Consider the following 24,684-nt stretch of genomic DNA (forward strand, 5'->3'; position numbering starts at 1 on the left):
AGAACGCCTTACATGAGGTGTGATCTTTTCGGCTTTTTTCGTTTCAAAATAGAAAGGAAGGTCAACATGAAATTTTTAATTGATCACAGAAATAACTTAATCCATAAAATTGTCTGTGCAGGAGACCGGTGCGGCTTCAACGATACCCCCGTAGCAGAAAGAGAATTCACCAACAGCCACTCCTATCTGGAACTTCTCCAGAAGCAGAAAGGTTACAGCAGCTGCGCTCACTGTGAGGCTGCTACGATAGCTCCTCTTTCTCCAATAAAAAACCCCCAGTAAAGAAGCACGGAAAAAATCCAGCAAAAAAAAGAAGCTCCCTTATGAAATAGAGGAGCTTCTTTTTTATAGAAATGAAGGATCGGATAAAAACCCTTTCCAGACGTAATTTTTTCGAACGACTCGAGACTTCCCCATCAAAGCTGTTTTTAAGTAAGGGGCTTTTTTTCGGGATCCAGAATTAAAACTACGAAGCCTTCATCCGTATCAAAATTCCAGTCTACAAAATATTCATTAACTTTCCGCTTCAGCGCCCCCTGAAGCGGCACTTCTTTCAGCACATCTCTCTCGAGAGGACGCTTAGACTGCTTCAAATCCTGGATATTTCCATTTTTAATAAGCTCTTTTTCTATCCGGACTAGAATGCCTTTACGCCTTACGAAAATGGTACGCTCGTTAAGCCAGTAGACCTCGGTTTCATCCGGAACTTTTTCCGCCCGGTCACTCGCAGCTTCAATCTGGCGGACGACTTCTTCTTTATTTACATCGTCCGGCCATACCCATTCTGTTTCTTCCGGCGCATTTCCTTCCCTAAGAATCCCCATGATGACGCCGGTTTCTCTTTCCAGATCCCAGTCTGCGTAAATTTCCTTCACATCCAGTTCTGCGATATTCCAGAGTTCTTTTATCATAACGTCTCTTAGTTCGCTTAACAGCATATCTCTAGTTTCCAGGACCCGCTTTGATTCATTCTGCTTAAGCAGAATTTTCTCCATTGGAGCGATAAAACCACGGAAGTGTACAGTAAAAAAAGGGCGTTTAATTGTGACAAAAACCGAAGACGGTCCTTTTCCAAAATGTGTTCGGAGAAGGGAGGAAATATATCCGCTGATTTCCGCTTCCATTGTTTTTTCTTTGGACATGAACTTTACTCCTTTATATCATTCTCAAACTTTTATCGACAGCACCTTTGAAACCTATGTAGTTCACACTTATACATTTATTTTACCCTAAGTTATATTATAAAACATAAAGCTCATAATAGCTAACAGATTTCTGATTTAATAGAGGAAGCATTCTTTCTTTTACTTCTGTTTTCGTTTCACGTGAAACAATCGTGTTTTTTTCCAAGCGAATTTTACAGGAGTTAAAAAATTCATTACGAATGCCAATTTATTCGTTATAATAGATTAACTGGATAAATGGCTCGTAAAAAACATGGGTGAAAAAGAAGGTGCTATCGGCCAAAAAAGTAGTAAAGGACTTATCCTGATCAGGGAAAGAGGAAACCATTTAATAAATGTAAATATTTTACTTTAGGGGGTATCTACTATGAGGGTCACACGCACGGGCAACATTCAACAGCTTTCTTTTATGCCGAGAATATTTCCAATCAACTGCTACCTTGTGGAAGAAGATGATTACTTGACCCTTGTTGACACAGCTATGGCTTTCAGTAAAGAGGGCATTCTTGAAACTGCTAAAAAAACCGAAAAACCAATTAAGCATATTATATTGACCCATGCTCATACCGACCATGTCGGAGGACTCGACAAATTAAAAAAGTCGCTCCCGGAAGCGACTGTTCACCTCCCAAAAAGAGAGCTGAAGCTCCTTCATGGCGACCGGACACTGAAAGACGAAGAAGAAAATTTCCCGATCAAGGGGGGGCTTCCTAAAAGGTTAAGAACGAAGCCGGATAAACTGCTTTACGACGGTGACCGCATCGGTTCGCTGAAGGCTTTAAGTGTACCAGGCCACACCCCGGGAATGATGGCTTTTCTCGATGTACGCACGAACACCTTAATTGCTGGTGATGCCTTTCAAACTAAAGGCGGACTTGCAGTAGCAGGAGTCGTCCGCAGAAGTTTTCCTTTTCCGGCCTGGGCTACCTGGAACAAAAGAGCTGCCTGTGTATCTGCTGAGAGACTGATCGCTTTAAAACCTTCGGTGCTGGCAGTAGGACATGGACCTCTGCTGGATGAACCATTGGAAGAAATGAAAAAAGCCTTAATAGAAGCTCATGAAGCACTCCAAAACAATGAATAGAAACCGGTTTGCCCTTTTGAGGCGTAGAACCCTTCATAAAAGGGTATCGTATTTAAGAAGAGCCAGAGGTGTTTCCGTTATGGAATAACACCTCTTTTTTCCTTGAATGTTTATCGTCAGTGGACATTATACATAAGTCTGTAAAGAATGGAGGGGAGAAGTATGACTGAGAATGAAATAACACTCGCTATTATCAAAGCTTTAAAAGAAGGCCGTAAAAAACAGTTTCAGGAAATTATTGATGAACTTCATCCTTACGACATTGCTCTCCAGTACAAAACGGTGCCGGCGAAACATAATCATAAATTCCTTTCATACTTATCCATCGAACAGCTCACAGAACTAATGGAGGAACTTGAACAGGAAGAGCAGCTGGAAGTGCTTGAGGCACTCGGTGCGAGAAGGTCGACTAAAGTTCTCGATCTGATGGAGAACGATGAGCTCGCGTCCTTCCTCTCAGATCTGGAACCGGAAAAGATTAAAGAACTGCTTGCGGATATGAAACACGAAGAATCTGAAACGGTCCAAAACCTTATGAATTATCCTCCGGAAACCGCTGGACGAATTATGAATAACCGGTTTGTATGGATTAAAAAACATTATACAATCGGAGAAGCAATAGATAAGCTGAAGCATTTCGTTGAACTTGCGGAATATCTGAACTACCTGTATGTAATTGATGAAGATAAAAAGCTGGTGGGCGTTGTCTCCTATCGGGACCTGCTCCTCGCAGACATTAATGATCGAATCGAAGACGTGATGTACAGCCGCGTTGTTAAAGTCGAAGTCGATACGGATCAGGAGGAAGCAGCTAAAATTATTAACCGCTATGATTTCGTTTCCCTCCCTGTTGTAGATGAAGATAACGTACTGCGTGGCGTTATAACGGTAGACGATGTTCTTGATGTAGTAATTCAGGAAGCGAATGAAGACATTGAAAAGCTGTCTGCTTCCGGTAAATCAATTGATTTCAACACTAAGCCGATCGTTGCTGCCTACCGCCGGCTTCCCTGGTTGATCGGTCTTCTTTTTGTCGGGCTGGTATCAGGCGGAATTATCAGTGGATTCGAGGATACCCTCGGTACCGTGGTAGCACTTGCCTTTTTCATGCCGATGATCGCAGGGATGACAGGGAATACAGGAACACAGTCCCTTGCTGTAGTCGTCCGTGGTCTTGTAACAGAAGATTTATCGATTAAACAGGTCGTTCATCTCGTGTTCCGCGAATTCTGGGTCGGCATCATCATCGGTATTACGTGCGGCTTCCTCATTTCGATGATTGCCTACTTCTGGCAGGGCAGCTTTATTCTCGGAATAGTCGTCGGTTCTTCCCTTCTTATAACGCTTATTATTGGAACGCTTGCCGGTACGATTATCCCGCTCATTCTTTATAAACTTGATATCGACCCGGCGATTGCTTCCGGTCCGCTTATTACGACCATCAACGATATTCTGTCTCTTCTTATTTACTTCGGTCTCGCTACAGCGATGCTGAGCCAGCTGACGTAAATTAAACGGAGCGTGAGCGCACTTCAGCTTATTTTAAAGGAAAGGAGACGGTTTTATGGCTTCCATCCCGCTGATGGTAAACCTGGATAAAAAAAAGATCGTCATCGTCGGCGGTGGAAGGGTGGCGCTCAAACGAATTGCAGTGCTGAATAAAAGTGAGGCCTTTATTACTGTTATCAGTCCGCACTTCCAGCCGGAAATAAAAGCTTTGGAGAAAGCAGGATTTCTTACCTGCCTCGAAAAAGCTTTCGCTCCGGACGATATTTCCGATGCTTTTTTAGTAATTATTGCAACAGATAATCCCGAAGTAAACGAATCAGTAAGGAACGCAGCGCCTGCAAACTGCCTGCTCAATGACGCCTCCTCTGCAGAATCAGGAAGTGTACAGTTTCCTGCGGCAGTGAAGCGGGGCCGCCTTACTATTGCTGTCTCCACAGAGGGAGCGAGTCCGAAGTTTGCAAAACACTTAAAAAAGGAGCTTTCTGAGCGTTATAACGAGGACTACGAAGCTTACATGGAGTTTTTGTTTACGGCCCGGCAGCTTTTGAAAAAAGCTGATCTTTCCTTCGAGGAAAAGGACATGCACCTGCAGATAATTCTAAGTAAATCCTACCTTGATCCCCGGGAACAGGAAAAAAAACTGCTGCAGCTCCGCGATCTTCTGTAAGGCTTTTTCACGCTGATAAAAAAGGGCCGTTTACTAATAGAAAGTCCAGTAGACTGCTGCCTTCCGTTAAGCGGAAGTCTGAAGATCCTTTAGAGCTTCACTGGAAAACAGCTGAAGATAAGCCCTGTATAAAAACTCTGCCAGTGAGCAGAGGACGGACAAAAGCCTGTTAGACAAATCCCCGTCTAACAGGCTTTTTAACACCTCGCGCGGCTCCGCGCGTGCTATCCAGACTGTCTCGATACAGCCTTTTGAGACAGCCTCTTCTTTTTATGCATGAAAATTGACTCCCGAAGTTACTTCTTCAATGATACCGGCACGGATTACGAAATCACCGAAACGCTCTTTCGGCTGCCGTTCTTTTGCATATTGATGCAAAATAGGCTTCAATGTGTCGAGGATTTCTTTCTCGCCAATATTTTCCCGGTACAGCTTATTTAAACGATCTCCAGTGAAACTTGCTCCAAGGTACATATTGTACTTGCCCGGCCCTTTGCCGATAAAGGCAATTTCGCCGAGTGCGGGTCTGGCACAGCCGTTCGGGCATCCCGTCATCCGGATCAGAATTTCTTCATCCCGCAGACCTGCTTCTTCAAGAATATCTTCAATTTTATCGACAAGCGTAGGCAGATACCGTTCAGACTCTGCCATTGCCAGTCCGCATGTCGGGAAGGCGACACATGCCATCGAATTCTGCCGGAGTGCAGAATTATGTTTTCCATCGGTCATCCCGTATGCTTTAACAAGCTTATTGATCGCAGCTTTTTTCGACTTCGCTACGTTGGAAATAATGAGATTCTGGTTTGGCGTCAGCCGGAAGTCACCTTTATGCATTTTGGCAATTTCACGCAGTCCTGTCATCAGCGGGTACCCTTCCGTATCTTTTATACGGCCGTGTTCAATAAACAGAGTCAGGTGCCATTTCCCATCACCTTCTACCCAGCCGTAGCGGTCGCCATTATCTTCAAAATAGTAGGCCCGTTCTTCTTCGAGGTCCCAGCCAAGGCGGTTATTCAGCTCTGCTTTGATCCAGTCCAGGCCGAGCCGGTCCACCGTATATTTGAAACGAGCATTTTTACGCTCGGAACGATTACCGTAATCCCGCTGAATAGTGATGATTTTTTCTGCCACTTCATGAATATGCTCCGGCCTGCTGAAGCCGATGACCCGGGAAAGCTGCGGATACGTATTTGTGTCACCGTGTGTCATGCCCATGCCTCCACCTACCGCTACGTTAAAGCCTCTAAGCTCGCCATCTTCAATGATGGCTATAAAGCCGATATCCTGGGAAAAAATATCAACGTCATTGGAAGGAGGCACGGCTACGCCGATTTTAAACTTTCTCGGCAGGTAAACAGGTCCATACATCGGCTCACTTTCTTCTTCACGGCTGTCGATAACTTTTTCCTCGTCGAGCCAGATTTCATGGTAGGCTCTTGTTTTTGGAAGGAGGTGATCGCTCAGTTTGTGAGAAAGCCGGTGCACCTCTGCATGAACGTTAGACTGATAAGGATTCGCAGCACACATCACATTACGGTTAACATCTCCGCAGGCCGCGATCGTATCCATCATCGCATTATTCATTTCCTGAATACTTTTCTTCATGTTCCATTTAAGAATGCCATGAGTCTGAAAAGTCTGCCTCGTTGTAAGTTTAAGCGTGCCGTTGCCATACGTGTTGGCAATCTCGTCCATCTTAAGCCACTGAGCCGGTGTCGCCACGCCTCCTGCAAGCCGTACACGGATCATAAACTGATAAGCTGGCTCCAGCTTCTGCTGTTTTCGCTCGTTACGCAGATCTCGGTCGTCCTGCATATAGCTTCCGTGGAACTTCAACAGCTTCGTCTGTGCTTCCGGAATTCCTGCACTGAGAGGATCTGCAAAATTTTCTTCCAGCTCCCCGCGCAGAAAACTGCTGTTTCTTTTTATTTCCTCCGTTTCACTTGGAGGTCCGTGTTCTGTTAGTTTGTTCTCTGCCATTGTTAAACCCCATTTCTACACCTGATTAATAAACGTCCCGCTGGTACTGTTTAGCTTTGCGCATGTCGGCCAGATACGTTTCCGCCTCTTCTCTGCTTTTTCCGCCTTCTTTTTCAATAATCGTCAGCAGGGCCTCATGAACATCTTTTGCCATGTACTGCTTATCGCCGCAGACGTAAATATTAGCACCGGATTCAATCCAGCTGTAAATTTCTTTTGCTTCCTCAAGCAGGCGGTGCTGCACATATATTTTTTCTGCGGTATCCCGGGAGAAGGCCACGTTCATCTTTGTCAAAACACCGTCTGTTCTCCATCGCTGCAGTTCTGTCTGATACAGGAAGTCGGTCATAAAATGCTGATCTCCGAAGAAAAGCCACGATTTCCCTTCCGCTTCTGCTTCTTCTCTTTCTTCAAGAAAAGAACGGTAGGGGGCAATTCCTGTTCCAGCCCCAATCATAATAATTGGCGTCGTATGATCTTCCGGAAGCTTGAAGCTCTTGTTCGGCTGCACGAAAACCGAAAGATGATCACCAATGCTCGACCTTTCTGCACATTGTACAGAACAAACTCCTTTACGAGAGCGGCCGTGAGCGTCATAACGCACAGCGCCGACAGTCAGATGTACTTCCTCTGGATTTGCCTCCAGGCTGCTCGCTATCGAATAAAGACGAACCGGTATTTTACGGAGTATACCGGTGAAGTCTCCCACGGATACGTTCCACGGACCGAAGTCTTTCACAAAGTCCACCAGATCTCTTCCTTCGATATACGTTTTTAATTCCTCTTTATTTTCCGGGAGGAGAAGATTAGTAAGCTTCTCATCATCGATCAGCCCTGCCGCTTTCTGCAGGAGCGATTTTGTCAGTGTCGTTATGTCGTACGTTTTGGTCAGAGCCTCACGCAGCGGAAGAACTCCGCCTTCTTTATTGACTGTAATCGTTTCAGCCGGATCCCAGTTCATGTCCTCTATCAGCTGATTAACAAGTTCCGGATCGTTTTCCGGAGCAATCGCCAGGCTGTCTCCGGGCTCATATACAAAATTGGAGCCTTCAAGATTCAGTTCAAGGTGGCGGGTTTCTTTATTGGAACCACGGCCGTTCAGATTAATATTTTCCAGAATTTCCGCTTTAAACGGGTTCTTCTTCGAATAAATCGGCTGGCCTGGGGTTTCCACGGCCGCTGAATCTGTATCCGGTGTTTTTTCCGGTACTGTTTCCGCAGCACCATTTTTCTGCAGTTCGGCTATCACTCCGCTGAACCAGGAGGCAGCTGGTTCTTCATAATCGACATCACAGTCCACCCGTTCGTGGAGGCGTTCCCCACCGAGCTCTGCCAGCCTGTGATCAAACTCTTTGCCTGTCTGGCAGAACTGTTCGTAGGAAGTGTCTCCCAGAGCAAGTACCGAGTAGCGGACGTTATCGAGCTTCGGCGCACGCCGGCTGTGCAGAAAATCGTACAGTCCGAGCGAGTTATCGGGAGGATCTCCCTCGCCGTGCGTACTCGTGATAATAAACAGGTCTTCCACATTTTTTATGTTTTTAGGCTTGAACTGATCCATATCGAGAAGTGTGACAGATAAGTCCTGCTGTTTAAGTTTTTCTGAAAATTCTTTTCCAAGCGACTCACAGTTGCCTGTCTGTGTACCGATCAACACCGTTATATCGCGCGTTTCAGCCTGCTGGCTGCTTGCCTGTGCTTCTTCAGGGCGGACGGGAGCCTCTACGTCCACCGTGGCAGCCGCTTCGGATACCGATGCGCCGGAATAGGCGAGATAGCCGCTGAGCCAGTATTTCTGGCTTTCGTTCAGTGTAGGGAGAAGTTGATTCAAAAGGTCTGTCTGCTCCTCATTAAAGGGGCTGTTAGTTGTCGCGAACTGCAAATTATCCACCTCTTCTTCGTAATGTGATAGTTACCGGCTTTCCTGTTTCCGGTAATAACGCTCTATTTCAACAATCATCGCACCCATTTTCTGAGACTCCGGCTGCAGCACATTGGTAATGCCCTGATTTTCCAGCTCTCCTGCTGTCACTTTTCCCACAGCAGCGGCAAGGACTCCCTCATGAAAAGCCGGGATCAGAGTGCTGTTTTCCTCAGAAAATAAGTTGATGACCTGTTTTTTACTTGTAAATAATACTGCATCCACACTTTGTGCTGAAATGGCCTCCCGCAGCCGGGTCACCGTCTCCTTTGGTGGAGCTTCATGGATATAAGGCTGCGATAAATAAACGTTTCCGCCGTCTTGCTCGAGTTTTTCTTTAAGCCGCGCATCGTCCTGATTGTAGGCTTGTAAAAAAATACGGTTTTCAGGGGCTGATTCTTCTGAAAACGCTTCGAGAAGATTGTTCATCGTACCGTCTTCCGAAAGAAGGTACGGCTGCAGATCGTTTTCTTTAAGCCATTTCATCGTTTTGCTGCCGCGGATTACGAGTTTCGTTTTCTTCAATTTACTAATAAATGCCTCAGCCAGACCTGCCTTGGAAGCTGATTCAGCGAGTGTCCTGGCTCCGATTCCTGTTGTCAGAACAGCCCATTCAAACTCTTCTGCGAGAAAAGTTTTCACGTTTTCCCTGCTCGTCTGTTCATCCAGATGCTGCTTTCCCTGAATCGAATAAACGACGGCTTCTCCGCCTTTTTTCTCCACCATCGTACGAATTGCATCCGACTGGCGGTCAGCTGCGATCGCAATTCGTTTTCCGGTTAAATCTTTCATCGGCTCTCTCCTTTCCCGACGCCCGCCGGAAGTGCTTCGTACACGCGTGCAGCGAGAGCATCGATCATGTTTGGATGATCGCCCAGATAGCTGCAGAGGATAAAGCCGCGGTCCTCATCGGAAAGGTGATCTATTTTTTGCTGCATCGTCTGCATGAGTATGCCGGTGAACCATAAATAGGGAACGACGAAAGTCTGGGGAGCCGCACGTTCGAGTGCTTTTTCGAGTCCTTCATCAAAAGATGGACTGCATGCAGCAAGGTAGCAGACATCTGCGTGTACAGCCCCTGTTTTTTCTTTAAGGCGCCCTGCGATATGCTCAATATCCTGTTTTGTCTGAGGATCTCGGCTGCCGCGTCCAACAACGAGGAGAGACGCATTTTCTTTTACGGGCACTCCTGTTTCTCTGATGCGGTCAACAGCAATATCAATAACACGTTCCTGCACTCCGATCGGCTTTCCGTACGTAAAGGAAATCTGCGGATGGCGGCGCTTAACTTCTTCGATCTCCTCTGGAATATCTTCATAATAGTGGCCGGCACTCAGCAGCAGGACAGGAATAACAGTAATGTTTAATGCACCCTGTTCCACCAGTTTCGCCGCTCCTGCGGCAATATCCGGCTCCGCTAATTCAAGAAAACAAATTTCCTGAAGCGGCACGTCCACCTTTTTCTTCACATCTTCCAAAAAGGAGACCGCCTGCTGTGCTGCTTCTTTTACGCGGCTTCCATGGCTGACGTACAAGACTCCCTGCATCGTTCTCCCTCCTTCTTTACAGCCCGGCTAATGCCGGAACACTCTCTTCTTTCTTCAGCTGTTCGAACCACTGCAGCTTTTCCCGCAGCTTCACAACTTCTCCGACAACGATCATGGACGGCTGCTCTACACTACGTGACTTTTCTACAATATCGGCAAGGGTGCCGGTCACCGTCAGCTGGTCTTCGGTCGTTCCCCACTGAATAAGAGCCACCGGGGTTTTCGCTGTCCGCCCGTGCCGTATCAGCTTTTCACAAATTTCCGGAAGCTTGCGGACTCCCATATAAATACAGAGCGTATCCATACTTTTCACGACGTTTTTCCAGTACTCATCGGATTCTGGCCCAAGCTTGCTCACTCCGGAGATGAATGCTACAGAAGAACTGTAGTCGCGGTGGGTAACGGGAATGCCCGCGTAGGCAGAGGCCGCAACACCTGAAGTCACACCCGGTACAATTTCATAGACAATATTATGCAGAGCGAGCGCTTCTGCTTCTTCTCCTCCCCGTCCAAAAATAAAGGGATCTCCTCCTTTTAAACGTGTCACCGTGTTTCCTTTCAGCGCATAGGTACAGAGAAGCTGGTTGATTTTCTCCTGGCTCATCGAGTGATTTGCCGGGCTTTTCCCACAGTATACCAGTTCTGCGTGCGGCTGTGCCTCTTTCAGCAGATCCATATTTATCAGCCGGTCATAAAGAATGACATCTGCTTTCTGAATCGACTTGAGACCTTTTACCGTTATTAAATCAATGTCCCCCGGTCCGGCCCCGACGATATAAACTTTACTCATGGATAAATCCCCCCTCTTCGCTCCCATGCAGGCTTTTTACTGCATTTCTTATTTTCTTGCTGTATGAAGACCGCATTCTGTCTTTCCGATTCCCTGCCAGCGTCCGTCCCGGCTGTCGCCGCCTTCTTCTACAGCGGTTGTGCAGGGCACGCAGCCAATGCTCGGATATCCCTCATCGTGAAGCTCGTTGTAATCAAGCTGCCGTTCGTGGATATAATTCCACACATCGTCCCACGACCAGTGAATAAGCGGGCAGACTTTGACCGAAGCAAACCGGTCATCTTTGTTCACGAAGTTTGTAGCCGCCCGGCTCGGAGACTGTTCCCGGCGCAGACCTGATATCCATGCCTCCGCTCCGGAAAGGGCTTCTTCAAGCGGCTTAATTTTACGAATATAGCAGCACTGGTCAGGGTGCCTGAGCCAGAGTGCTTCGCCGTGTTCCTCCGCCTGCTCTCGTACCGTCAGCTCCGGCTTCTTCATGTGAATACGCAGCTCAGGGTACCTCCGCTTAACTTTTTCAATCAGCTCATAGGTTTCCGCAAAATGCAGTCCGGTATCAAGAAAAACAATTTCCGCATCTTTTTTTATATCAGCAATCATATCGATGAGAACAATGCCTTCTGCGCCGAAACTGCAAGCATAGACGAGAGAGTCATACGATTCGTAGGCCCACTCGAGAACGCTGCGTGCACCTTTCGTATCGTCACTCGGCTCCTTTTCATGAAAAGGATTTGAAAAGTTCTCATACGTTGTTTTTACTTCTGTCATCTTCCCCGCCTCCTTTATTCGTGGACTTTCCGGGCTTTAATATAGGAAACAATCTTCTCAACCGACGCCTCAAGAGTTTCCTTGTCTGTTTCAATGGTAATTTCGGGATCGACCGGCTCTTCATACGGGGCATCAATACCGGTGAAACCTGTAATTTCTCCGGATCTGGCTTTTTTATAAAGGCCCTTCGGATCCCGCTCTTCGCACGTATCGAGGCCGCATTTCACAAACACTTCGATGAATTCACCCTCTTCAAGCACATTTCTTACCTGCCCGCGGTCTTCTTTATATGGAGAGATAAAAGCAGTCAGCGTAATCAGCCCTGCATCGGACATCAGCTTGCTCACCTCACCGATCCGACGGATGTTTTCTGTCCGGTCTGCCGGTGAAAATCCGAGGTTGCTGTTTAAGCCGTGGCGGACATTATCCCCGTCAAGCCGGTACGTATGCAGACCTTCCTGATGAAGTGCTTTTTCCACCTCCACAGAAACAGTCGATTTCCCGGAGCCGGAAAGGCCGGTAAACCAGAGAACCGCTCCTTCGTGTCCATGCTGCTTCTGCCTGTCTTCTTTCGTTACTTTTGAATCGTGCCAGACGATATTTGCTGATTTGCTCATGCATGATCCCTCCATCTATAAGCTTTTTTATAATTCTTATCTATTTACTCGGTTTAGTTTATAAAAATTTTTAGTTTTCTGTCAATGGTCGAAAAGACATGTTCTAAACGTTAAGCCAGACTACAGAAACAATGGAGACGGTGACGATGAGATAAATAATATTGAGCGGGATACCCACTTTCAAGTAATCCGTAAACCGGTATCCGCCCGGGCCGTAGACGATTAAATTCGTCTGATAGCCGATCGGTGTAGCAAAGCTTGCCGAAGCGGCAATGGCGATCGCTACGAAAAAGCCGACTGGATCCTGTCCAAGCTGATTCGCTACGGCGTGGGCTATCGGAAACATAAGTACCGCCGCTGCATTATTTGTAATAATTTCCGTAAAAATGGAAGTTAACAAGTAAACTACAAACAGGGCGCCGATCACGCCAAATCCACTGGAGATTTCTACAAAATATTCTGCAATAAAAGCGGCCGCTCCGCTTTGTTCGAGTGCAAGACCTATACCGATAGCGCAGGCGATAAGCAGGAGAATGTCAAACTGTATGAAGCGCCTCGTTACATCGACCGAAACAGATTTCGTTAAAAACAAAGTCACAACCGCAAGCAGCGCGGCTTCGAACATGGAAAGAATGCCGAATGCCGCCAGGAGGATCATAGCGACGAGCGTCGTAAGCGAAATCAATGATTTTTTAGAATCGGTAATTTCCGGCTTATCGACCGGAGAAATGAGATAAAAATCTTCTGTTCCGGTCCAGCGTTTCTCAAAATCACGGTTTGCGAGAAGCAGCAGGGTATCTCCCGGCTTCAAAACAATTTCACCGACTTTTCCTTTTACGTGCTCGTCGTTGCGGTGGACCGCAACGACCCCTGCGTCGTACGTTGTGCGGAAACACGTTTCTTTCACCGTCTGTCCAGCCAGGACGGAGCGGTGGGAAACGACGGCCTCCATCAGTGACGCACTCCCGTTCTGCAGTTCATTGAGCTTTACATCCGTTCCCGTTTCGACGTGCAGCCCTTTTACATTCTGCAGATCAATAATCGTGGAAAAGGGGCCGGTGAAAATAAGCCTGTCTTCCGATTCAAGCGTGGTATAGGAAGCAACCGGGGCTGTCCGGTAGCCGTTTCGGATAATTTCAATTAAATAAAGTCCTTTTAAACTTCGCAGTCCGGCTTCCAGAATGGTTTTACCTGCAAGAGAAGAATTTTTTTCCACTTTTGCTTCTGAAAGATATTCCTTTGAGGCATCCTGGAAAGCTTCTGTAGATGTTTTCCGGTCCGGGAGCAGTTTATCGCCGATGGTTACCATGTAAAGAACGCCAATGATACTTGCCGGAAGCCCTACAACCGCCAGCTGGAACATGGTAAACCCTTCCAGCCCCCGCTCCAGCATAAATCCATGGATCACGAGGTTGGTCGATGTGCCGATTAAGGTGAGGGTCCCTCCAAAAATAGCTGCGTAGGAAAGGGGCATTAAAAACTTCGAAGGGGCTATATTTCTATCCTCACACCATTTTCTTACTATCGGAGTAAACATCACGACGATCGGCGTGTTGTTCAAAAATGCTGATAATCCTGCAACAGGATACATCATCCTCGCAAGCGATTTCTTTCTGCCATTCCCTGTGCCGAGCGAACGTTTCACGAGTGCAGTAAGGGCTCCCGTCTGCTGAACGGCCCCTGCTACGACAAAAAGAAGTCCGACTGTCAGCATCCCTTCGTTCGAAAACCCGCGCAGGGCTTCTTCCGGTTCCAGAATGCCTATCAAAAGAAAGAGAGCGAGCGTTACAAACAGGATGAAATGCGGCCTGGCTACTTCTTTTATCAGACAGATAAGCATGACCAGAATAATTGTTAATACTAAACCGATTTCCACCGTCATAACGTCGTCCCTCCCCTCTGAATACTGTGATGACCCTGCTTAATTCCAAGTTCAGCCGGGGGAACGGGCGGCTACTTTACCGGAGCGGTCTCTTTCAGGCCTTTGATTAGCACGTCAGCAACTTCCGGCCGGGAGAACTGTTTAGGAGGCTTTTCGCCGTTACGCAGCATTTCCCGAACCTTCGTTCCGCTTAGATGCACATGATACTGTTTGTCGTGCGGGCATGTTTTTGCAGACCCCATCGCTTCACACTCTGTGCAGTAAAAGGCGTGCTCAAACTTGAAAATCTGAATACCGAGTTCTTCTTCAAACTGCGCAATAAAATCCTGCGCCTCGTACGTTCCGTAGTAGTCGCCGACACCCGCGTGATCACGTCCGACAATGAAATGAGTGCACCCGTAATTCTTCCGGACAATCGCGTGGAGAATGGCTTCTTTGGGTCCCGCATAACGCATCGCTGCCGGATAAATGACCAGTCGCGTACGTTCTTTCGGATAGTAATGTTTCAAAATCACTTCGTAGCTCTCCATGCGGATTTCTGCAGATACGTCATCTGATTTTGTTTCTCCGACAAGTGGATTCAACAGCAGACCGTCCACCGCTTCCAGCGCACATTTTTGAATATATTCGTGGGCGCGGTGCACCGGGTTTCTCGTCTGGAATCCGACGATGGTTTTCCATCCAAGATCTGCAAACATCTTCCGGGTTTCCTTCGGATCCATATGGTAAGCCTGGAAATCACTGTGATCCGGACGGTTCAGAAGCTTTATTTCTCCTCCGATGTAAACGTCCCCGCGTTCGTACAGTTTTCCTACACCAGCATGAGCCGCTTCCGTCGTTCCGTACACATTCTCCGCTTCCAGTTCTTTATTATAGCTGTATTTTTCTTCTACTTTCACCGTGCCGTAAATAATTCCATCTTCTCCTTTAAGAGCAGCTTCTGAGCCGAGTGGATATTTTGCTGACTCGTCTGCCGTAACAGAAAGCGTAATCGGCACACTCCAGACCGTCCCGTCTGCGAGACGTGTATTATGGACGACTCCTTCATAGTCCGCCTGTTTCATAAATCCGGTCAACGGGCTGAAGCCTCCAATGCCGATCAGTTCCAAATCTGAAACCGTCCATGCTGATATAATCAGCGGGTTAAGCTGCTCTGCTTCTGCGAGCGCCTTTGTTCTTTCTTCTCCCTGCAGCTCTTTGTTTACGAGTGTCCCTCCGTGTGCTTCAATCGCCATCGATATACCCCTCCGTTTTTAGTTTCTGTGCCTCTCGGAACGATTTAACTTATCAATCGTATAATTCCTCCCTTTTTACTATGGATTAACATAAAAAAAGAAGACCCGGCTGTTTAAATAAGGTTCTGTATAGAATAGTACAAGTATCCGAATATTGCAAGAGTATTCTTGAAAGTTTGTTCAATTAACTGATTCCTTTTAAGAGAGCCCTCCTGGTACTGGAGAGAAATTTAAGCCGGAATTTTTTAGTAAAAGGAGATTCATTTCCAGTTTTAGAAATGTATGATACATTCAGCAAAGTTAGGTTTTTGAAATAACTTTGTCGTGTGAATATTTTAATTCAGGGGGGATGACGTTGGATTTGGTTGCGGTTATATTGGACAATCCACTGCTGATTATTATAGCTTTCGTATTCATTGTGCTGACTTCTGCCTTTATAGTACAAGCAGGAAAACGCAGCGCGAATCATTGAAGCAACTCCGAAAGTTAACAGAGCTACTCATGCAGAATCATTGCACCATGAAGGATGAAAATGCCCTTTTACAGGAAGGGAATTTCCTATCTATAAAGGTGGTATGAATGATTTTCAAGAAGGAATTTTCTTTATTAGATGGCAGATACTTCTCTATCTTTTTACCGTGAGCTGGAGTGGATATGGGGCGACTCCTGGGCGATAAAGGACGAGCTGAAGATCCATCCCTGCCGACCGTGGGGAGGAAGGGATTAGCTGAGGCCGGCCCTGCGTCCCATGGAAACGAAAGCGCACGTTTACCGATTATCTACTTTATTTTCAAGGTGGAATATTAAAAAAAGCCTGAGAGGAAAGAGCTGATCCGCTCCATTCCTGTCAGGCTTTTGGTGTTTCTTTACTGCTTAAAACGTAACGTTCTCTCCGTAGAATGCTGCTTCAAACAGCTTTTTCATTTCTGCTTCGGATGTTTCCCGTGGATTTGTTCCTGTACAAGGATCTTCCATCGCGTTTGCCGCCATCGTATCAACATGGGCTTTGAAGTCTTCTTCGGTTACACCAAATTCGCGCAGCGTCTTCGGAATACCAAGATCTTTATTCAGCTGGTCGATGTAAGCAGTCAGCGACTGAACGAGCTCCTCGTCTGTATTTCCTTCAAGTCCGATGCGGTCTGCCAGTTTCGCAAAGCGTTCTTTTACAACCGGGCTGTTAAACTGAATCACGTATGGCAGATAAATCGCGTTCGCGCGGCCGTGCGGGATACCAAACGTCGGTCCGCTTTTATGAGCAAGGCTGTGCACATTTCCAAGTACAGCGTTAGCGAATGACATACCGGCCATTGCCTGAGCGTTGTGTACTTCTTTCCTGGCTTCCTGATCTCCATTGTAAGAAGCAAGCAGATTATCTTTAACGATTTCCGCTGCGCCGACAGCCAGCGAATCGGTGATAACTGTGCGCGGCTTAGCAACGTATGCTTCAATACTGTGTGTGAAAGCATCCATGCCTGTATCCGCCAGAACGTTGCCGGGAAGCGTTTCAACCATTGCCGGGTCGATTAAAGCAACATCCGGTGTCAGTTCAAAATCCGCCAGTGGATATTTAATGTTTGTCTTTTCATCTGTCACTACAGACAGGTTTGAGACTTCTGCCCCGCTGCCGCTCGTTGTCGGAATACCGGCAAACTTTGCTTTATGACGAAGTTTCGGCAGTGTAAACGGCTTGGCAGCTTCTTCAAATGTCAGCTGCGGATGTTCATGGAAGAGCCACATCGCTTTCGCTGCGTCCATCACGGAACCGCCTCCGATCCCGATAATCCAGTCCGGATCAAATTCATTCAGCGCTGCGGCGCCGTCCTGGACCATCTTCACCGTTGGCTCTGTATTGAATCCTTCATATACATTTGTTTCTATTCCTGCCTCTTTCAGCAGGCTTTCAATTTTAGCAAGGCTTCCGTTTTTCTTCGCAGACCCTCCTCCAATAACGAGGGCGGCTTTTTCACCGTCAAATTCTTTAAGCTTATCTAAAGCGTCTTCTCCAAAGAAGACTTCTCTTGGAATCGTAAATCTGTTCATAATTGCATGCACTCCTTTTTTCTTTCTACATTTCTCATTGTATATGCTGAGTATATTTTTCGTAAGTACGCACTTATTTGTGGTATAGTATCAAAAAAGATACTTAGAGAGATGCAGGTGACCAGAATGGAACGTGATTTAGCCAGCTTCAACTGTGAAAAAGAACTGACACTGTCGATTATCGGCGGGAAATGGAAGATGATTATTATCTGGTATTTAGGCAAGGAGGGGACGAAGCGATTCAGTGAATTAAAGGCGCTCCTGCCCAATATCACACAAAAAATGCTCACGAACCAGCTTCGTGAACTCGAATCCGACGACATTATCCACCGGGAAGTGTACCCGGTCGTCCCCCCTAAAGTGGAATACTCTCTAACGGCCAACGGCGTCAGCTTAATTCCGATTCTCGAATCGATGTATTCATGGGGAAAAGGATACATGAATACCGTAGTAAAAGAAAAAGAACAGAAGAAAGATGCTTAATGACAGGAAAGAGCAGACTAGAAGATAACAGCAGAAAAACCCGTAAACGCATTTGTCCCGCCGTATAAAAAAAGCCTTCCTGATTGTTTTTTCAGGAAGGCTTTCTGCTGTGCTGATGTATTTTTGAACCCTCTCCAGTTATCTATTTTGCTTTAGTTTCCGGAAACAGGAGCACCCAAAGACCTGCTTTCTTAGGAAAGTTTTACTGCAGATCCTGTCTGTGCGGACGTAAGGGCGGCCCATGTGACAAGATGTGTTTTATACGCATCCTTGTAATCAGAGAGAATGCCGGACGCATCTCCCGTTCTGACCGCATGCAGAAATGCTTCACTTTCAAGCACGTAAGGATCCTTTTTCTGGAGCGCTTCTGCCGCTGTTCCTTCTTTACCGGTCACCGTTACAGCTTCCGGCTGCCAGTCTATAATCGTTTGATCTGTATAAACGGTCATCCCGACGCGGTCGACTCCTGAAGGGAGGATGCAGACGTTGGAAAGCGAAGCCACAGCCCCGCTTTCCAGTTTCAGATTTACCGTGCCGACATCTGCAACAGTCACTCCCTCAAATTTCTTATGATTGACGCGGTTGGCGTAACTGGCGTACACTTCTGTAACCTCTCCAGCGATATAACGCATCAGGTCGACGATATGCGTCGTCTGCTCCATAAACTGCCCTCCCGAACCTTCCTGTTTTCTCCACCACGGCACTTCGGGCATGTCCCCCATCCACTGGCCGGAAATAAGGCCGATGGTCGCATCACCCAGATGAGTTTTTAACACCTCCGCCGAAGGAGCGTAACGGAAATGGTAGCCGACAGAAGTAATTAAAGGCTGCTGCTTCAAACGCTCGTGAATACGTTCCACTGTACCTTTGTCCACTCCGAGCGGTTTTTCCACTAGAAAGGGAATGCGGCGATCGATCAGGTCCAGCTCTATTTCCCCGTGCGCCATTGGGGGAACGCAAATATATACGGCATCGAGCCGTTCTTTATCCAGCATTTCTTTGACCTCGCTGTAAGCGGCGGCCCCCTCGAAATCCACAGCCATTTTTTCTGCTTTTTCCAGTTTCGTCCCGCATATTGCCTGCACTTTCACCCCATCCATTGCCGTTAAATGGCCGGCATGTTTCCTGCTGAAACCGCCTGTCCCTATCATTCCGATACGAAGCGTCATAACGTTCCTCCAATAGCGTTTAGTCAGCGGCTTTCACCCACCGCATGCTTCTTTGAGTTTATCACAAGCGCTTTTCGTTCTGTGAAAGTATTATTTATATTTATTCAGCTACTGCCGTATAACGGCACGCTGGAAAAGAGCTGCAGCCCTGAAATGCCCCATACTTTCCGTTTCTCTCCACCATTTCTCCGCCGCATCTGGGACATAACAGAGCAGGGGCTTTTTCAGGAAGCGGTTCACCTGACGGTCGTTTTTCATCCCGCACTTCCTTATCCGTGAAAGGCTTCTTTTTCTTTCCCCGGTGAAATCCGGTCATCATTTTGATCAGTTCTTCCCGACCAACCAGCTTTACACCGGTTTTTTCTGCAAGTTCTGCTGCCGCTTTTGTGAACTCGCTGTTTGTAATGACCACAGCTTTATCCGCTTTATAATAAGGCAGACTGGAGAGGGATTCCTGTACGGCTTTGATACCGACACGACTGCTATAACGCTTCGCCTGAACCACGATTTTTTCCTCGTTGTTATCCAGTATCAGATCTGCCCCGAAGTCTCCGGAAATCGGGGTATCTTTAACGGTATAACCCTTATCAGTGAAATAAAGGCGCAGGTACTTTTCGAACTCTATCCCTTCCATCTGATCGATCTCATCCATTCCTGCCCGTTTCAGTTTTTTATTACGCTGTTTAATTCTCCAAAGCAAAAAGACGATCGCTGCTGTCATACCGATCAGGCCGAAAAAGATGCTGATTTGAAAATCCTGCGTCATACCGAGAGCCGCCACAAAAAATATGACAGCCATCAGTTTGATTATTTGGTTTTCTAAAGCATTTTCCTTGCTGCTCTTAGCACGTTTCCCCATACATACCTCCTGAATTCAAATTATATGTAAATATATTACTATAAAACCGTCCTCTATTCCATGATACTGGAAGAATTAAGCAGTTTCTCTACGTATACTTTTATAAATAAGACTACCTCGAAAATAAAGTAGATAATCGATGAACGTGCGCTTTCGTTTCCATGGGGGCGCAGGACCGGCCTCAGCTGATTCCGTCCTCCCTTTCGTCGGGCGGAGTGGGGCTCGTCCTTGATCGCCTCGGAGTTGCCCCATGTTCTTTACAGCTTACGGGAAAAAGACAGAGCAGGAGGCCGCCTTCTAAATTAAGAAAATCCCTTCTGACCATCCTTCTATCTGCATATAGGGGAAGTTCCCTTACTCAGGGCAAAGACACCTGCGGAAAAAGGAAAAGACCTTCACCAATGGCGAAGGTCTTTGTATATTTACCGGAGTTTGTCCCGGTATCATTTTTACACTTTTATGCTGGTGCTTCTCACAGAAAAGAATCATGGGAGAGGGCTTCTTACCGGGAACGAAAAGGAGTCATCCTAATATTTCACTTCCCCGGGACGGGCTTCTTTTCTTCTTTTCACGCGGTAGTAAATGTAGTATCCAAGTGCAGCAGCAAGCACACCCATAACGAGGTACTGGACATTCTGAAAGGTCGTGTAAACAGCTTCGACGTTTCCCAGACCTCCAAGGTAAAGCATGCTTAGAGCGACAGGCACTATGCCTATAAATGTAAAAATACCATAGCGGATCGGACTGATTCTGCAGAAAGAAGCAACGTAAACGATGTAGCCCATACCAAGAACCCGGCCTCCGGCGATAGTCCACCCCCGGTATTTTTCCATTACAGTCACCATTCTCTGAGCACGTCCTGACTGCACCCGCCTCTGCACGAGGTATTTAAATTTTACGGAAAGCAGATAAGGAATGTAAGCGATGCCGGTGTAGGCAGCAGAAGCTCCCAGACTGATCCAGATCAGCTCCAATCCCGAAGGCTGCATTACATAGCCGTAGAGCAGGAAAACAATCGCCGCTGGAAAAGGAACAGACAGCGCTTCGACTCCGATCCCGATGATCAGGCCTGTTATTCCGAGCTGTTTTAATATATCAAAAATAATCTCCAGCATAAGGGAGACTCCTCTCTATGATCATCTCATTATACTTTCTTACCCTTCTCCCCGTGAATGATAACGGACTTTAATAAAGAAAAGCAGGAAACCCTTTTATTATAGCCCATTGAAGCAAAGGGCTCAAATTGAAAACAGAAGATTTTTCTGATTCCCGGGGATAGTCCTCTAAAAAAGGGTGCATAGCCGATCCGAAGAAGACCATAGCTATACCGTTGACAACTGCTTCACACGTATCTTTTCGTACCTCTCCTTTTATATTCTTCCTCAGAATAAATCTGCTTTCCTTCCATAGGTTATTCTTCCTTCTGACTAAACAGCAGTTTCGTTATTAGAAATTCACGTTACGTTTTTCGGGAGAAATGGTATACATACTATAAGCATAAACTTACAAAGGGAGGGCCGAAAAATGAATGAAACCGAGAAAGAAATCAAAAAATACTTTAAGCGGCTGGATCGAAGTTTTTATATGGAGGAAGATAAAGAAAAGGCGCATTTGGACCACGCCTTTTCCATTGGGTACGGACAGACGATTTCGCAGCCGTCTCTCGTACTTGATATGACACTTGCTCTTGATCTCCGTCCAGAGCATAAAGTACTCGAAATCGGTACAGGCAGCGGCTTTCAGACCAACCTTCTGGCCCGTTTTTCCTCGGAAGTTTTCACGATCGAGCGTATCGCTCCGCTTCAGGAAAAGGCGGAGCAGAAATTAACGGCTTCCGGTTTTGAAAATATCCATTTTCGTCTCGGAAATGGTTCGGAAGGGTGGCCGGAAGCTGCTCCGTTTGACCGGATTATGGTAACTGCGGCCGCCGAAACCGTTCCGTCCAAGCTTATCGACCAGCTTAAAGAAGGTGGGAAAATGATTATCCCCGTAGGCGATATGAACCTTCAGGAACTTCTGCTTCTGCACAAAAAAACGAGCGGAAAAATTGTTAAAAAACAGCTCGCCCACGTCCGGTTTGTGAAACTGCATGACAAATAATTCTGCGCATAAAAAAGCAGAGAGGAAAAAGCGCCTCTCTGCTTCCTTTCGTATTATTCCACTTCCCGGTCCCAGAAGCGGTGCTCTGCAACTGCATCGATAAACCGCTTTGCAAAGTCCTCCGGGGCACCGCCGTAAACAACCCCGGGACTATTGTCCATATTATCAAGGTTAAGAAGGGCTCTACCCTCTTCAGATGCTCCAATCGGCTTGAAGTGGGAAAACGCTTCGTGAATAAATAGGGCACATTTTTTAAAGAAGGATTTATTTCCTTCGTTTCCGCCGACCGCATAGACTGCATCATAAAGAACGGAGTCCACAGTAAGGAACGTCTGGTCGACTTCCAGTTCGGAGCCGTCACTGCCTTTAATCTTTCCTTTCGTTTCGCTGACTACTTCCGGTACAACTCCTGCTTTCTTGAGCTGAGCAAGCACAGTGTTTACTTCTTCGCCGTTAAAACCATTTCCAATCAGTACAGCGACCGTTCGTGTAGCCGGACTTTTCACTGTGTTTTCCTGGCTTAATGCAGGCGAGGATTTCGTCACGCTGCTTCCGCCGTGCTGCGGCGCTTCAAGACCGATAGATTCGGCGAAACCTTTCGTCAGGTCGGTACTTACATTGGCGAACATGTCCACGATCTGCTGCTTTACAGATTCACTTCCCACTTTGCCTAATTCAAAGCTGAACGCTTCAATGAGATGTTCCTTTTCCGGTCTGCTCATGCTGTTCCAGAATAGAGTCGCCTGGGAGAAGTGGTCTTTAAAACTGTCGCTGCGGGCACGAATTTTATGTCCTTCGACTCTCTCCTCGTAGTGTTTGTAGCCGCCTTCTGCTTCACTTGCAGGCTCAGGTGTGTTGTTGGCAAGCGAGTTCTTGTGATAAGCGACGGGGCCTCTGTTGATCGTCTGCCGGCCATAGCCGTCACGCTGATTGTTAAAGAACGGACACACCGGCCGGTTGATCGGCAGCTCGTGGAAGTTCGGCCCGCCAAGACGGATCAGCTGGGTATCTGTGTAGGAAAACAAACGTCCCTGCAGAAGCGGATCGTTGGAGAAGTCAATTCCCGGTACGACGTGACCGGGATGGAAAGCTACCTGCTCTGTTTCCGCAAAATAGTTTTCGACGTTCTGGTTGAGCGTCATTTTCCCGATAATTTTTACAGGGATCTCTTCTTCCGGCCACAGTTTCGTTGCATCAAGAATGTCAAAATCAAAATTAAATTCGTCTTCTTCTTTCAGGATCTGCACCCCGAGCTCGTATTCCGGATAATTGCCGTTTTCAATCGACTGCCAGAGATCCAGACGGTGGAAGTCCGGATCTTTCCCATTTATCTTCTGCGCTTCGTCCCAGATAACAGAATGCGTACCGAGCACCGGCTTCCAGTGAAATTTCACGAAGTGCGATTTTCCTGCTTCATTTACGAAACGGAAAGTATGCACCCCGAAACCTTCCATCATCCGGAAGCTGCGTGGAATCGCGCGGTCGGACATCGCCCACATGACCATATGGGCCGCTTCCTGGTTATTGGCGACAAAGTCCCAGAATGTGTCATGGGCCGAGGCCGCCTGAGGAATCTCGTTATGCGGTTCAGGTTTCAAGGCATGAACGAGATCCGGAAATTTAATAGCGTCCTGTATGAAAAAGACAGGTATGTTATTACCAACTAAATCGTAGTTTCCCTCTTCTGTGTAAAATTTCGTCGAAAAGCCGCGCGCATCTCTCGCCAGCTCTCCGGATCCACGTGAACCTGCCACCGTGGAGAAGCGGACAAATACGGGGGTTTTTTTGGATGGATCCTGCAGAAAACCTGCTTTCGTATATTCCTTCATCGATTCATAAACCTGAAATTCGCCGTGTGCGGCAAATCCCCGGGCGTGGACAACTCGTTCCGGAATACGCTCATGGTCGAAATGCGTCATTTTTTCGCGGAAATGAAAGTCCTCCAGCAGTGTCGGCCCCCGTTCGCCGGCCTTCAGTGAAAACTCATCTTCCGAAACTTTCAGTCCCTGATTCGTTGTGAGCTTCTGGCCCCGGTCATCAGTCGTGAACTGCTCGAGCTGATCTTTTTTACTGTTCTCATTCTTACTCATACACAGTCTCTCCTTTATAGTAAATTCTGGTATTAGACATAGTTAGTAAATACCCTTATCATTTTTCCTGTAAACGCATTCCCCTCCTTTTCCACCGACATTAAGTAAAAAGGACTATCCGTTTTGGACAGCCCTCAATCTTCCTGCTGATTCTTTTGAATTTTCTCCACCAGCGCCTGCAGTTCCGGGTTCATTCCTTTTACCGCTTCTCCATTATAGACCGTCACAGGAACACCGAGAATACCGAAATCCTCTACTTCCTGCCGGTAGGCTTTATTTTCCATAATGTTTCTTACTTCATAATTAATTCCGTGCTGATCAAGCATCTTTTTTACGATACTGCATTCTACGCAGTCGTTCGTGGAATAAACGATAACTTCCGCCATTTTCATTCCTCCTTTGTTTTTTAATTGTTCCGGCTTCTTTTAAAGTTCCTTGCTGCTGTAAAGGAAACTACTTTTTTCTCTTGGCTCTGTTAAAGCTCCGTGTTTTTTTGGAGTGCCTGAGGCTGTTTCCGCCTGCCGATAGACGCTTTCCGGCCCCTCCGGAAAGTGGCCCCATGGGAACGAAAACGTCCGTTTACCGCTTATCTATTTTAAAGGCAGCCCTCAATAAAGTGTTAATAACCGTCGTACTCCATAAAATAACATTCGACTTCAGCAGAACGACTGCCTTAAACAATTTTACCTTGTTCTTCTGCATCCGGCAAAATAATTCGTTTCCGGTCCTGAAGGAGAGGTGAAGATAAAATAGTGGCTGCGG

22 protein-coding genes are annotated in these 24,684 nt (G+C 46.8%); 6 read left to right on the plus strand and 16 right to left on the minus strand.

Going from position 1 to position 24,684, the window contains the following annotated elements; all coding sequences use genetic code 11:
• Positions 1-66 precede the first annotated feature (66 nt).
• A complete protein-coding gene (locus FTX54_RS16400; protein WP_147802586.1) occupies positions 67-282 on the plus strand; it encodes a hypothetical protein in 216 nt (71 codons plus the stop codon).
• Positions 283-428: 146 nt separating this feature from the next.
• On the opposite strand, the gene FTX54_RS16405 is transcribed toward FTX54_RS16400, so the two are convergent.
• Complete coding sequence (locus tag FTX54_RS16405; RefSeq protein ID WP_147802585.1) at positions 429-1,142, minus strand: Na-translocating system protein MpsC family protein; 714 nt, start codon at positions 1,140-1,142, stop codon at positions 429-431.
• Between the two features lie 409 nt (positions 1,143-1,551).
• On the opposite strand from FTX54_RS16405, the gene FTX54_RS16410 reads away from it, so the two are divergent.
• The 3 genes from FTX54_RS16410 (at position 1,552) to FTX54_RS16420 (ending at position 4,444) form a co-directional block, all read left to right on the plus strand.
• Positions 1,552-2,268, plus strand: a complete 717-nt coding sequence (locus FTX54_RS16410) for an MBL fold metallo-hydrolase (RefSeq protein ID WP_147802584.1) — start codon at positions 1,552-1,554, stop codon at positions 2,266-2,268.
• A gap of 162 nt (positions 2,269-2,430) precedes the next feature.
• Entirely contained in the window at positions 2,431-3,777 is a 1,347-nt protein-coding gene (mgtE, locus tag FTX54_RS16415) for a magnesium transporter (protein ID WP_147802583.1), read from the plus strand.
• Positions 3,778-3,832: 55 nt separating this feature from the next.
• A complete protein-coding gene (locus FTX54_RS16420) occupies positions 3,833-4,444 on the plus strand; it encodes an NAD(P)-binding protein (protein WP_147802582.1) in 612 nt (203 codons plus the stop codon).
• Between the two features lie 270 nt (positions 4,445-4,714).
• On the opposite strand, the gene cysI is transcribed toward FTX54_RS16420, so the two are convergent.
• The 10 genes from cysI to FTX54_RS16470 all read right to left on the minus strand — a co-directional run bounded on the left by cysI (position 4,715) and on the right by FTX54_RS16470 (position 17,221).
• Positions 4,715-6,424, minus strand: coding sequence for an assimilatory sulfite reductase (NADPH) hemoprotein subunit (cysI, locus tag FTX54_RS16425; protein ID WP_147802581.1), 1,710 nt, complete (start codon positions 6,422-6,424; stop codon positions 4,715-4,717).
• 25 nt (positions 6,425-6,449) lie between these two features.
• The gene (locus FTX54_RS16430) at positions 6,450-8,303 is read right to left on the minus strand and encodes an assimilatory sulfite reductase (NADPH) flavoprotein subunit (RefSeq protein WP_147802580.1); all 1,854 of its coding nucleotides are present in this window, start codon (positions 8,301-8,303) and stop codon (positions 6,450-6,452) included.
• 30 nt (positions 8,304-8,333) lie between these two features.
• A complete protein-coding gene (locus tag FTX54_RS16435; RefSeq protein WP_147802579.1) occupies positions 8,334-9,134 on the minus strand; it encodes a uroporphyrinogen-III synthase in 801 nt (266 codons plus the stop codon).
• Entirely contained in the window at positions 9,131-9,889 is a 759-nt protein-coding gene (locus FTX54_RS16440; RefSeq protein ID WP_147802578.1) for a sirohydrochlorin chelatase, read from the minus strand. The genes FTX54_RS16435 and FTX54_RS16440 overlap by 4 nt, the downstream gene beginning before the upstream one ends.
• Positions 9,890-9,905: 16 nt before the next feature.
• A complete protein-coding gene (gene cobA, locus FTX54_RS16445) occupies positions 9,906-10,679 on the minus strand; it encodes a uroporphyrinogen-III C-methyltransferase (RefSeq protein WP_147802577.1) in 774 nt (257 codons plus the stop codon).
• Between the two features lie 48 nt (positions 10,680-10,727).
• Positions 10,728-11,447 (minus strand): phosphoadenylyl-sulfate reductase, encoded by a 720-nt coding sequence (locus FTX54_RS16450; RefSeq protein ID WP_147802576.1) that lies wholly within the window; start codon positions 11,445-11,447, stop codon positions 10,728-10,730.
• A 14-nt stretch (positions 11,448-11,461) separates the two neighbouring features.
• Positions 11,462-12,064, minus strand: a complete 603-nt coding sequence (gene cysC / locus FTX54_RS16455; RefSeq protein WP_147802575.1) for an adenylyl-sulfate kinase — start codon at positions 12,062-12,064, stop codon at positions 11,462-11,464.
• Positions 12,065-12,167: 103 nt separating this feature from the next.
• Entirely contained in the window at positions 12,168-13,946 is a 1,779-nt protein-coding gene (locus FTX54_RS16460; protein ID WP_147802574.1) for an SLC13 family permease, read from the minus strand.
• A gap of 71 nt (positions 13,947-14,017) precedes the next feature.
• Complete coding sequence (gene sat / locus FTX54_RS16465) at positions 14,018-15,181, minus strand: sulfate adenylyltransferase (protein ID WP_147802573.1); 1,164 nt, start codon at positions 15,179-15,181, stop codon at positions 14,018-14,020.
• An 873-nt stretch (positions 15,182-16,054) separates the two neighbouring features.
• The gene (locus tag FTX54_RS16470; RefSeq protein WP_147802572.1) at positions 16,055-17,221 is read right to left on the minus strand and encodes an iron-containing alcohol dehydrogenase; all 1,167 of its coding nucleotides are present in this window, start codon (positions 17,219-17,221) and stop codon (positions 16,055-16,057) included.
• A gap of 126 nt (positions 17,222-17,347) precedes the next feature.
• Between FTX54_RS16470 and FTX54_RS16475 the strand changes: the two genes are divergently transcribed.
• Positions 17,348-17,704, plus strand: coding sequence for a winged helix-turn-helix transcriptional regulator (locus tag FTX54_RS16475; protein ID WP_422387408.1), 357 nt, complete (start codon positions 17,348-17,350; stop codon positions 17,702-17,704).
• A gap of 191 nt (positions 17,705-17,895) precedes the next feature.
• Here the strand turns inward: FTX54_RS16475 and FTX54_RS16480 are convergent, their stop codons facing one another.
• From FTX54_RS16480 to FTX54_RS16490, 3 genes are all read right to left on the minus strand, one after another.
• Positions 17,896-18,873 carry a Gfo/Idh/MocA family protein gene (locus FTX54_RS16480; protein WP_147802570.1) on the minus strand — a complete coding sequence of 326 codons (978 nt, stop codon included), beginning with the start codon at positions 18,871-18,873 and terminating at the stop codon, positions 17,896-17,898.
• 100 nt (positions 18,874-18,973) lie between these two features.
• Complete coding sequence (locus tag FTX54_RS16485; RefSeq protein ID WP_147802569.1) at positions 18,974-19,732, minus strand: restriction endonuclease; 759 nt, start codon at positions 19,730-19,732, stop codon at positions 18,974-18,976.
• Between the two features lie 527 nt (positions 19,733-20,259).
• Entirely contained in the window at positions 20,260-20,847 is a 588-nt protein-coding gene (locus FTX54_RS16490; RefSeq protein WP_147802568.1) for a DedA family protein, read from the minus strand.
• Between the two features lie 409 nt (positions 20,848-21,256).
• Between FTX54_RS16490 and FTX54_RS16495 the strand changes: the two genes are divergently transcribed.
• A complete protein-coding gene (locus tag FTX54_RS16495) occupies positions 21,257-21,832 on the plus strand; it encodes a protein-L-isoaspartate(D-aspartate) O-methyltransferase (RefSeq protein ID WP_147802567.1) in 576 nt (191 codons plus the stop codon).
• 53 nt (positions 21,833-21,885) lie between these two features.
• Here FTX54_RS16495 and FTX54_RS16500 read toward each other — a convergent pair whose 3' ends face one another.
• Entirely contained in the window at positions 21,886-23,922 is a 2,037-nt protein-coding gene (locus FTX54_RS16500; protein ID WP_147802566.1) for a catalase, read from the minus strand.
• 134 nt (positions 23,923-24,056) lie between these two features.
• On the minus strand, positions 24,057-24,308 hold the full coding sequence (locus tag FTX54_RS16505) for a glutaredoxin family protein (protein WP_187254448.1): 252 nt from the start codon (positions 24,306-24,308) through the stop codon (positions 24,057-24,059).
• Between the last annotated feature and the right edge of the window lie 376 nt (positions 24,309-24,684).

The organism is Alkalicoccus halolimnae (genome assembly GCF_008014775.2).
Classification (GTDB): Bacteria; Bacillota; Bacilli; order Bacillales; family Salisediminibacteriaceae; genus Alkalicoccus; species Alkalicoccus halolimnae.

Coding starts and splice junctions, on each gene's coding strand:
- cysC (WP_147802575.1), bottom strand. CDS start 12,064: ATGAGCAAATCAGCAAATATCGTCTGGCACGATTCAAAAGTAACGAAA.
- FTX54_RS16400 (WP_147802586.1), top strand. CDS start 67: ATGAAATTTTTAATTGATCACAGAAATAACTTAATCCATAAAATTGTC.
- FTX54_RS16410 (WP_147802584.1), top strand. CDS start 1,552: ATGAGGGTCACACGCACGGGCAACATTCAACAGCTTTCTTTTATGCCG.
- FTX54_RS16460 (WP_147802574.1), bottom strand. CDS start 13,946: ATGACGGTGGAAATCGGTTTAGTATTAACAATTATTCTGGTCATGCTT.
- FTX54_RS16475 (WP_422387408.1), top strand. CDS start 17,348: ATGGAACGTGATTTAGCCAGCTTCAACTGTGAAAAAGAACTGACACTG.
- FTX54_RS16420 (WP_147802582.1), top strand. CDS start 3,833: ATGGCTTCCATCCCGCTGATGGTAAACCTGGATAAAAAAAAGATCGTC.
- mgtE (WP_147802583.1), top strand. CDS start 2,431: ATGACTGAGAATGAAATAACACTCGCTATTATCAAAGCTTTAAAAGAA.
- FTX54_RS16450 (WP_147802576.1), bottom strand. CDS start 11,447: ATGACAGAAGTAAAAACAACGTATGAGAACTTTTCAAATCCTTTTCAT.
- FTX54_RS16435 (WP_147802579.1), bottom strand. CDS start 9,134: ATGAAAGATTTAACCGGAAAACGAATTGCGATCGCAGCTGACCGCCAG.
- FTX54_RS16500 (WP_147802566.1), bottom strand. CDS start 23,922: ATGAGTAAGAATGAGAACAGTAAAAAAGATCAGCTCGAGCAGTTCACG.
- FTX54_RS16470 (WP_147802572.1), bottom strand. CDS start 17,221: ATGAACAGATTTACGATTCCAAGAGAAGTCTTCTTTGGAGAAGACGCT.
- FTX54_RS16405 (WP_147802585.1), bottom strand. CDS start 1,142: ATGTCCAAAGAAAAAACAATGGAAGCGGAAATCAGCGGATATATTTCC.
- FTX54_RS16485 (WP_147802569.1), bottom strand. CDS start 19,732: ATGGGGAAACGTGCTAAGAGCAGCAAGGAAAATGCTTTAGAAAACCAA.
- cobA (WP_147802577.1), bottom strand. CDS start 10,679: ATGAGTAAAGTTTATATCGTCGGGGCCGGACCGGGGGACATTGATTTA.
- cysI (WP_147802581.1), bottom strand. CDS start 6,424: ATGGCAGAGAACAAACTAACAGAACACGGACCTCCAAGTGAAACGGAG.
- sat (WP_147802573.1), bottom strand. CDS start 15,181: ATGGCGATTGAAGCACACGGAGGGACACTCGTAAACAAAGAGCTGCAG.
- FTX54_RS16490 (WP_147802568.1), bottom strand. CDS start 20,847: ATGCTGGAGATTATTTTTGATATATTAAAACAGCTCGGAATAACAGGC.
- FTX54_RS16495 (WP_147802567.1), top strand. CDS start 21,257: ATGAATGAAACCGAGAAAGAAATCAAAAAATACTTTAAGCGGCTGGAT.
- FTX54_RS16480 (WP_147802570.1), bottom strand. CDS start 18,873: ATGACGCTTCGTATCGGAATGATAGGGACAGGCGGTTTCAGCAGGAAA.
- FTX54_RS16505 (WP_187254448.1), bottom strand. CDS start 24,308: ATGGCGGAAGTTATCGTTTATTCCACGAACGACTGCGTAGAATGCAGT.
- FTX54_RS16440 (WP_147802578.1), bottom strand. CDS start 9,889: ATGCAGGGAGTCTTGTACGTCAGCCATGGAAGCCGCGTAAAAGAAGCA.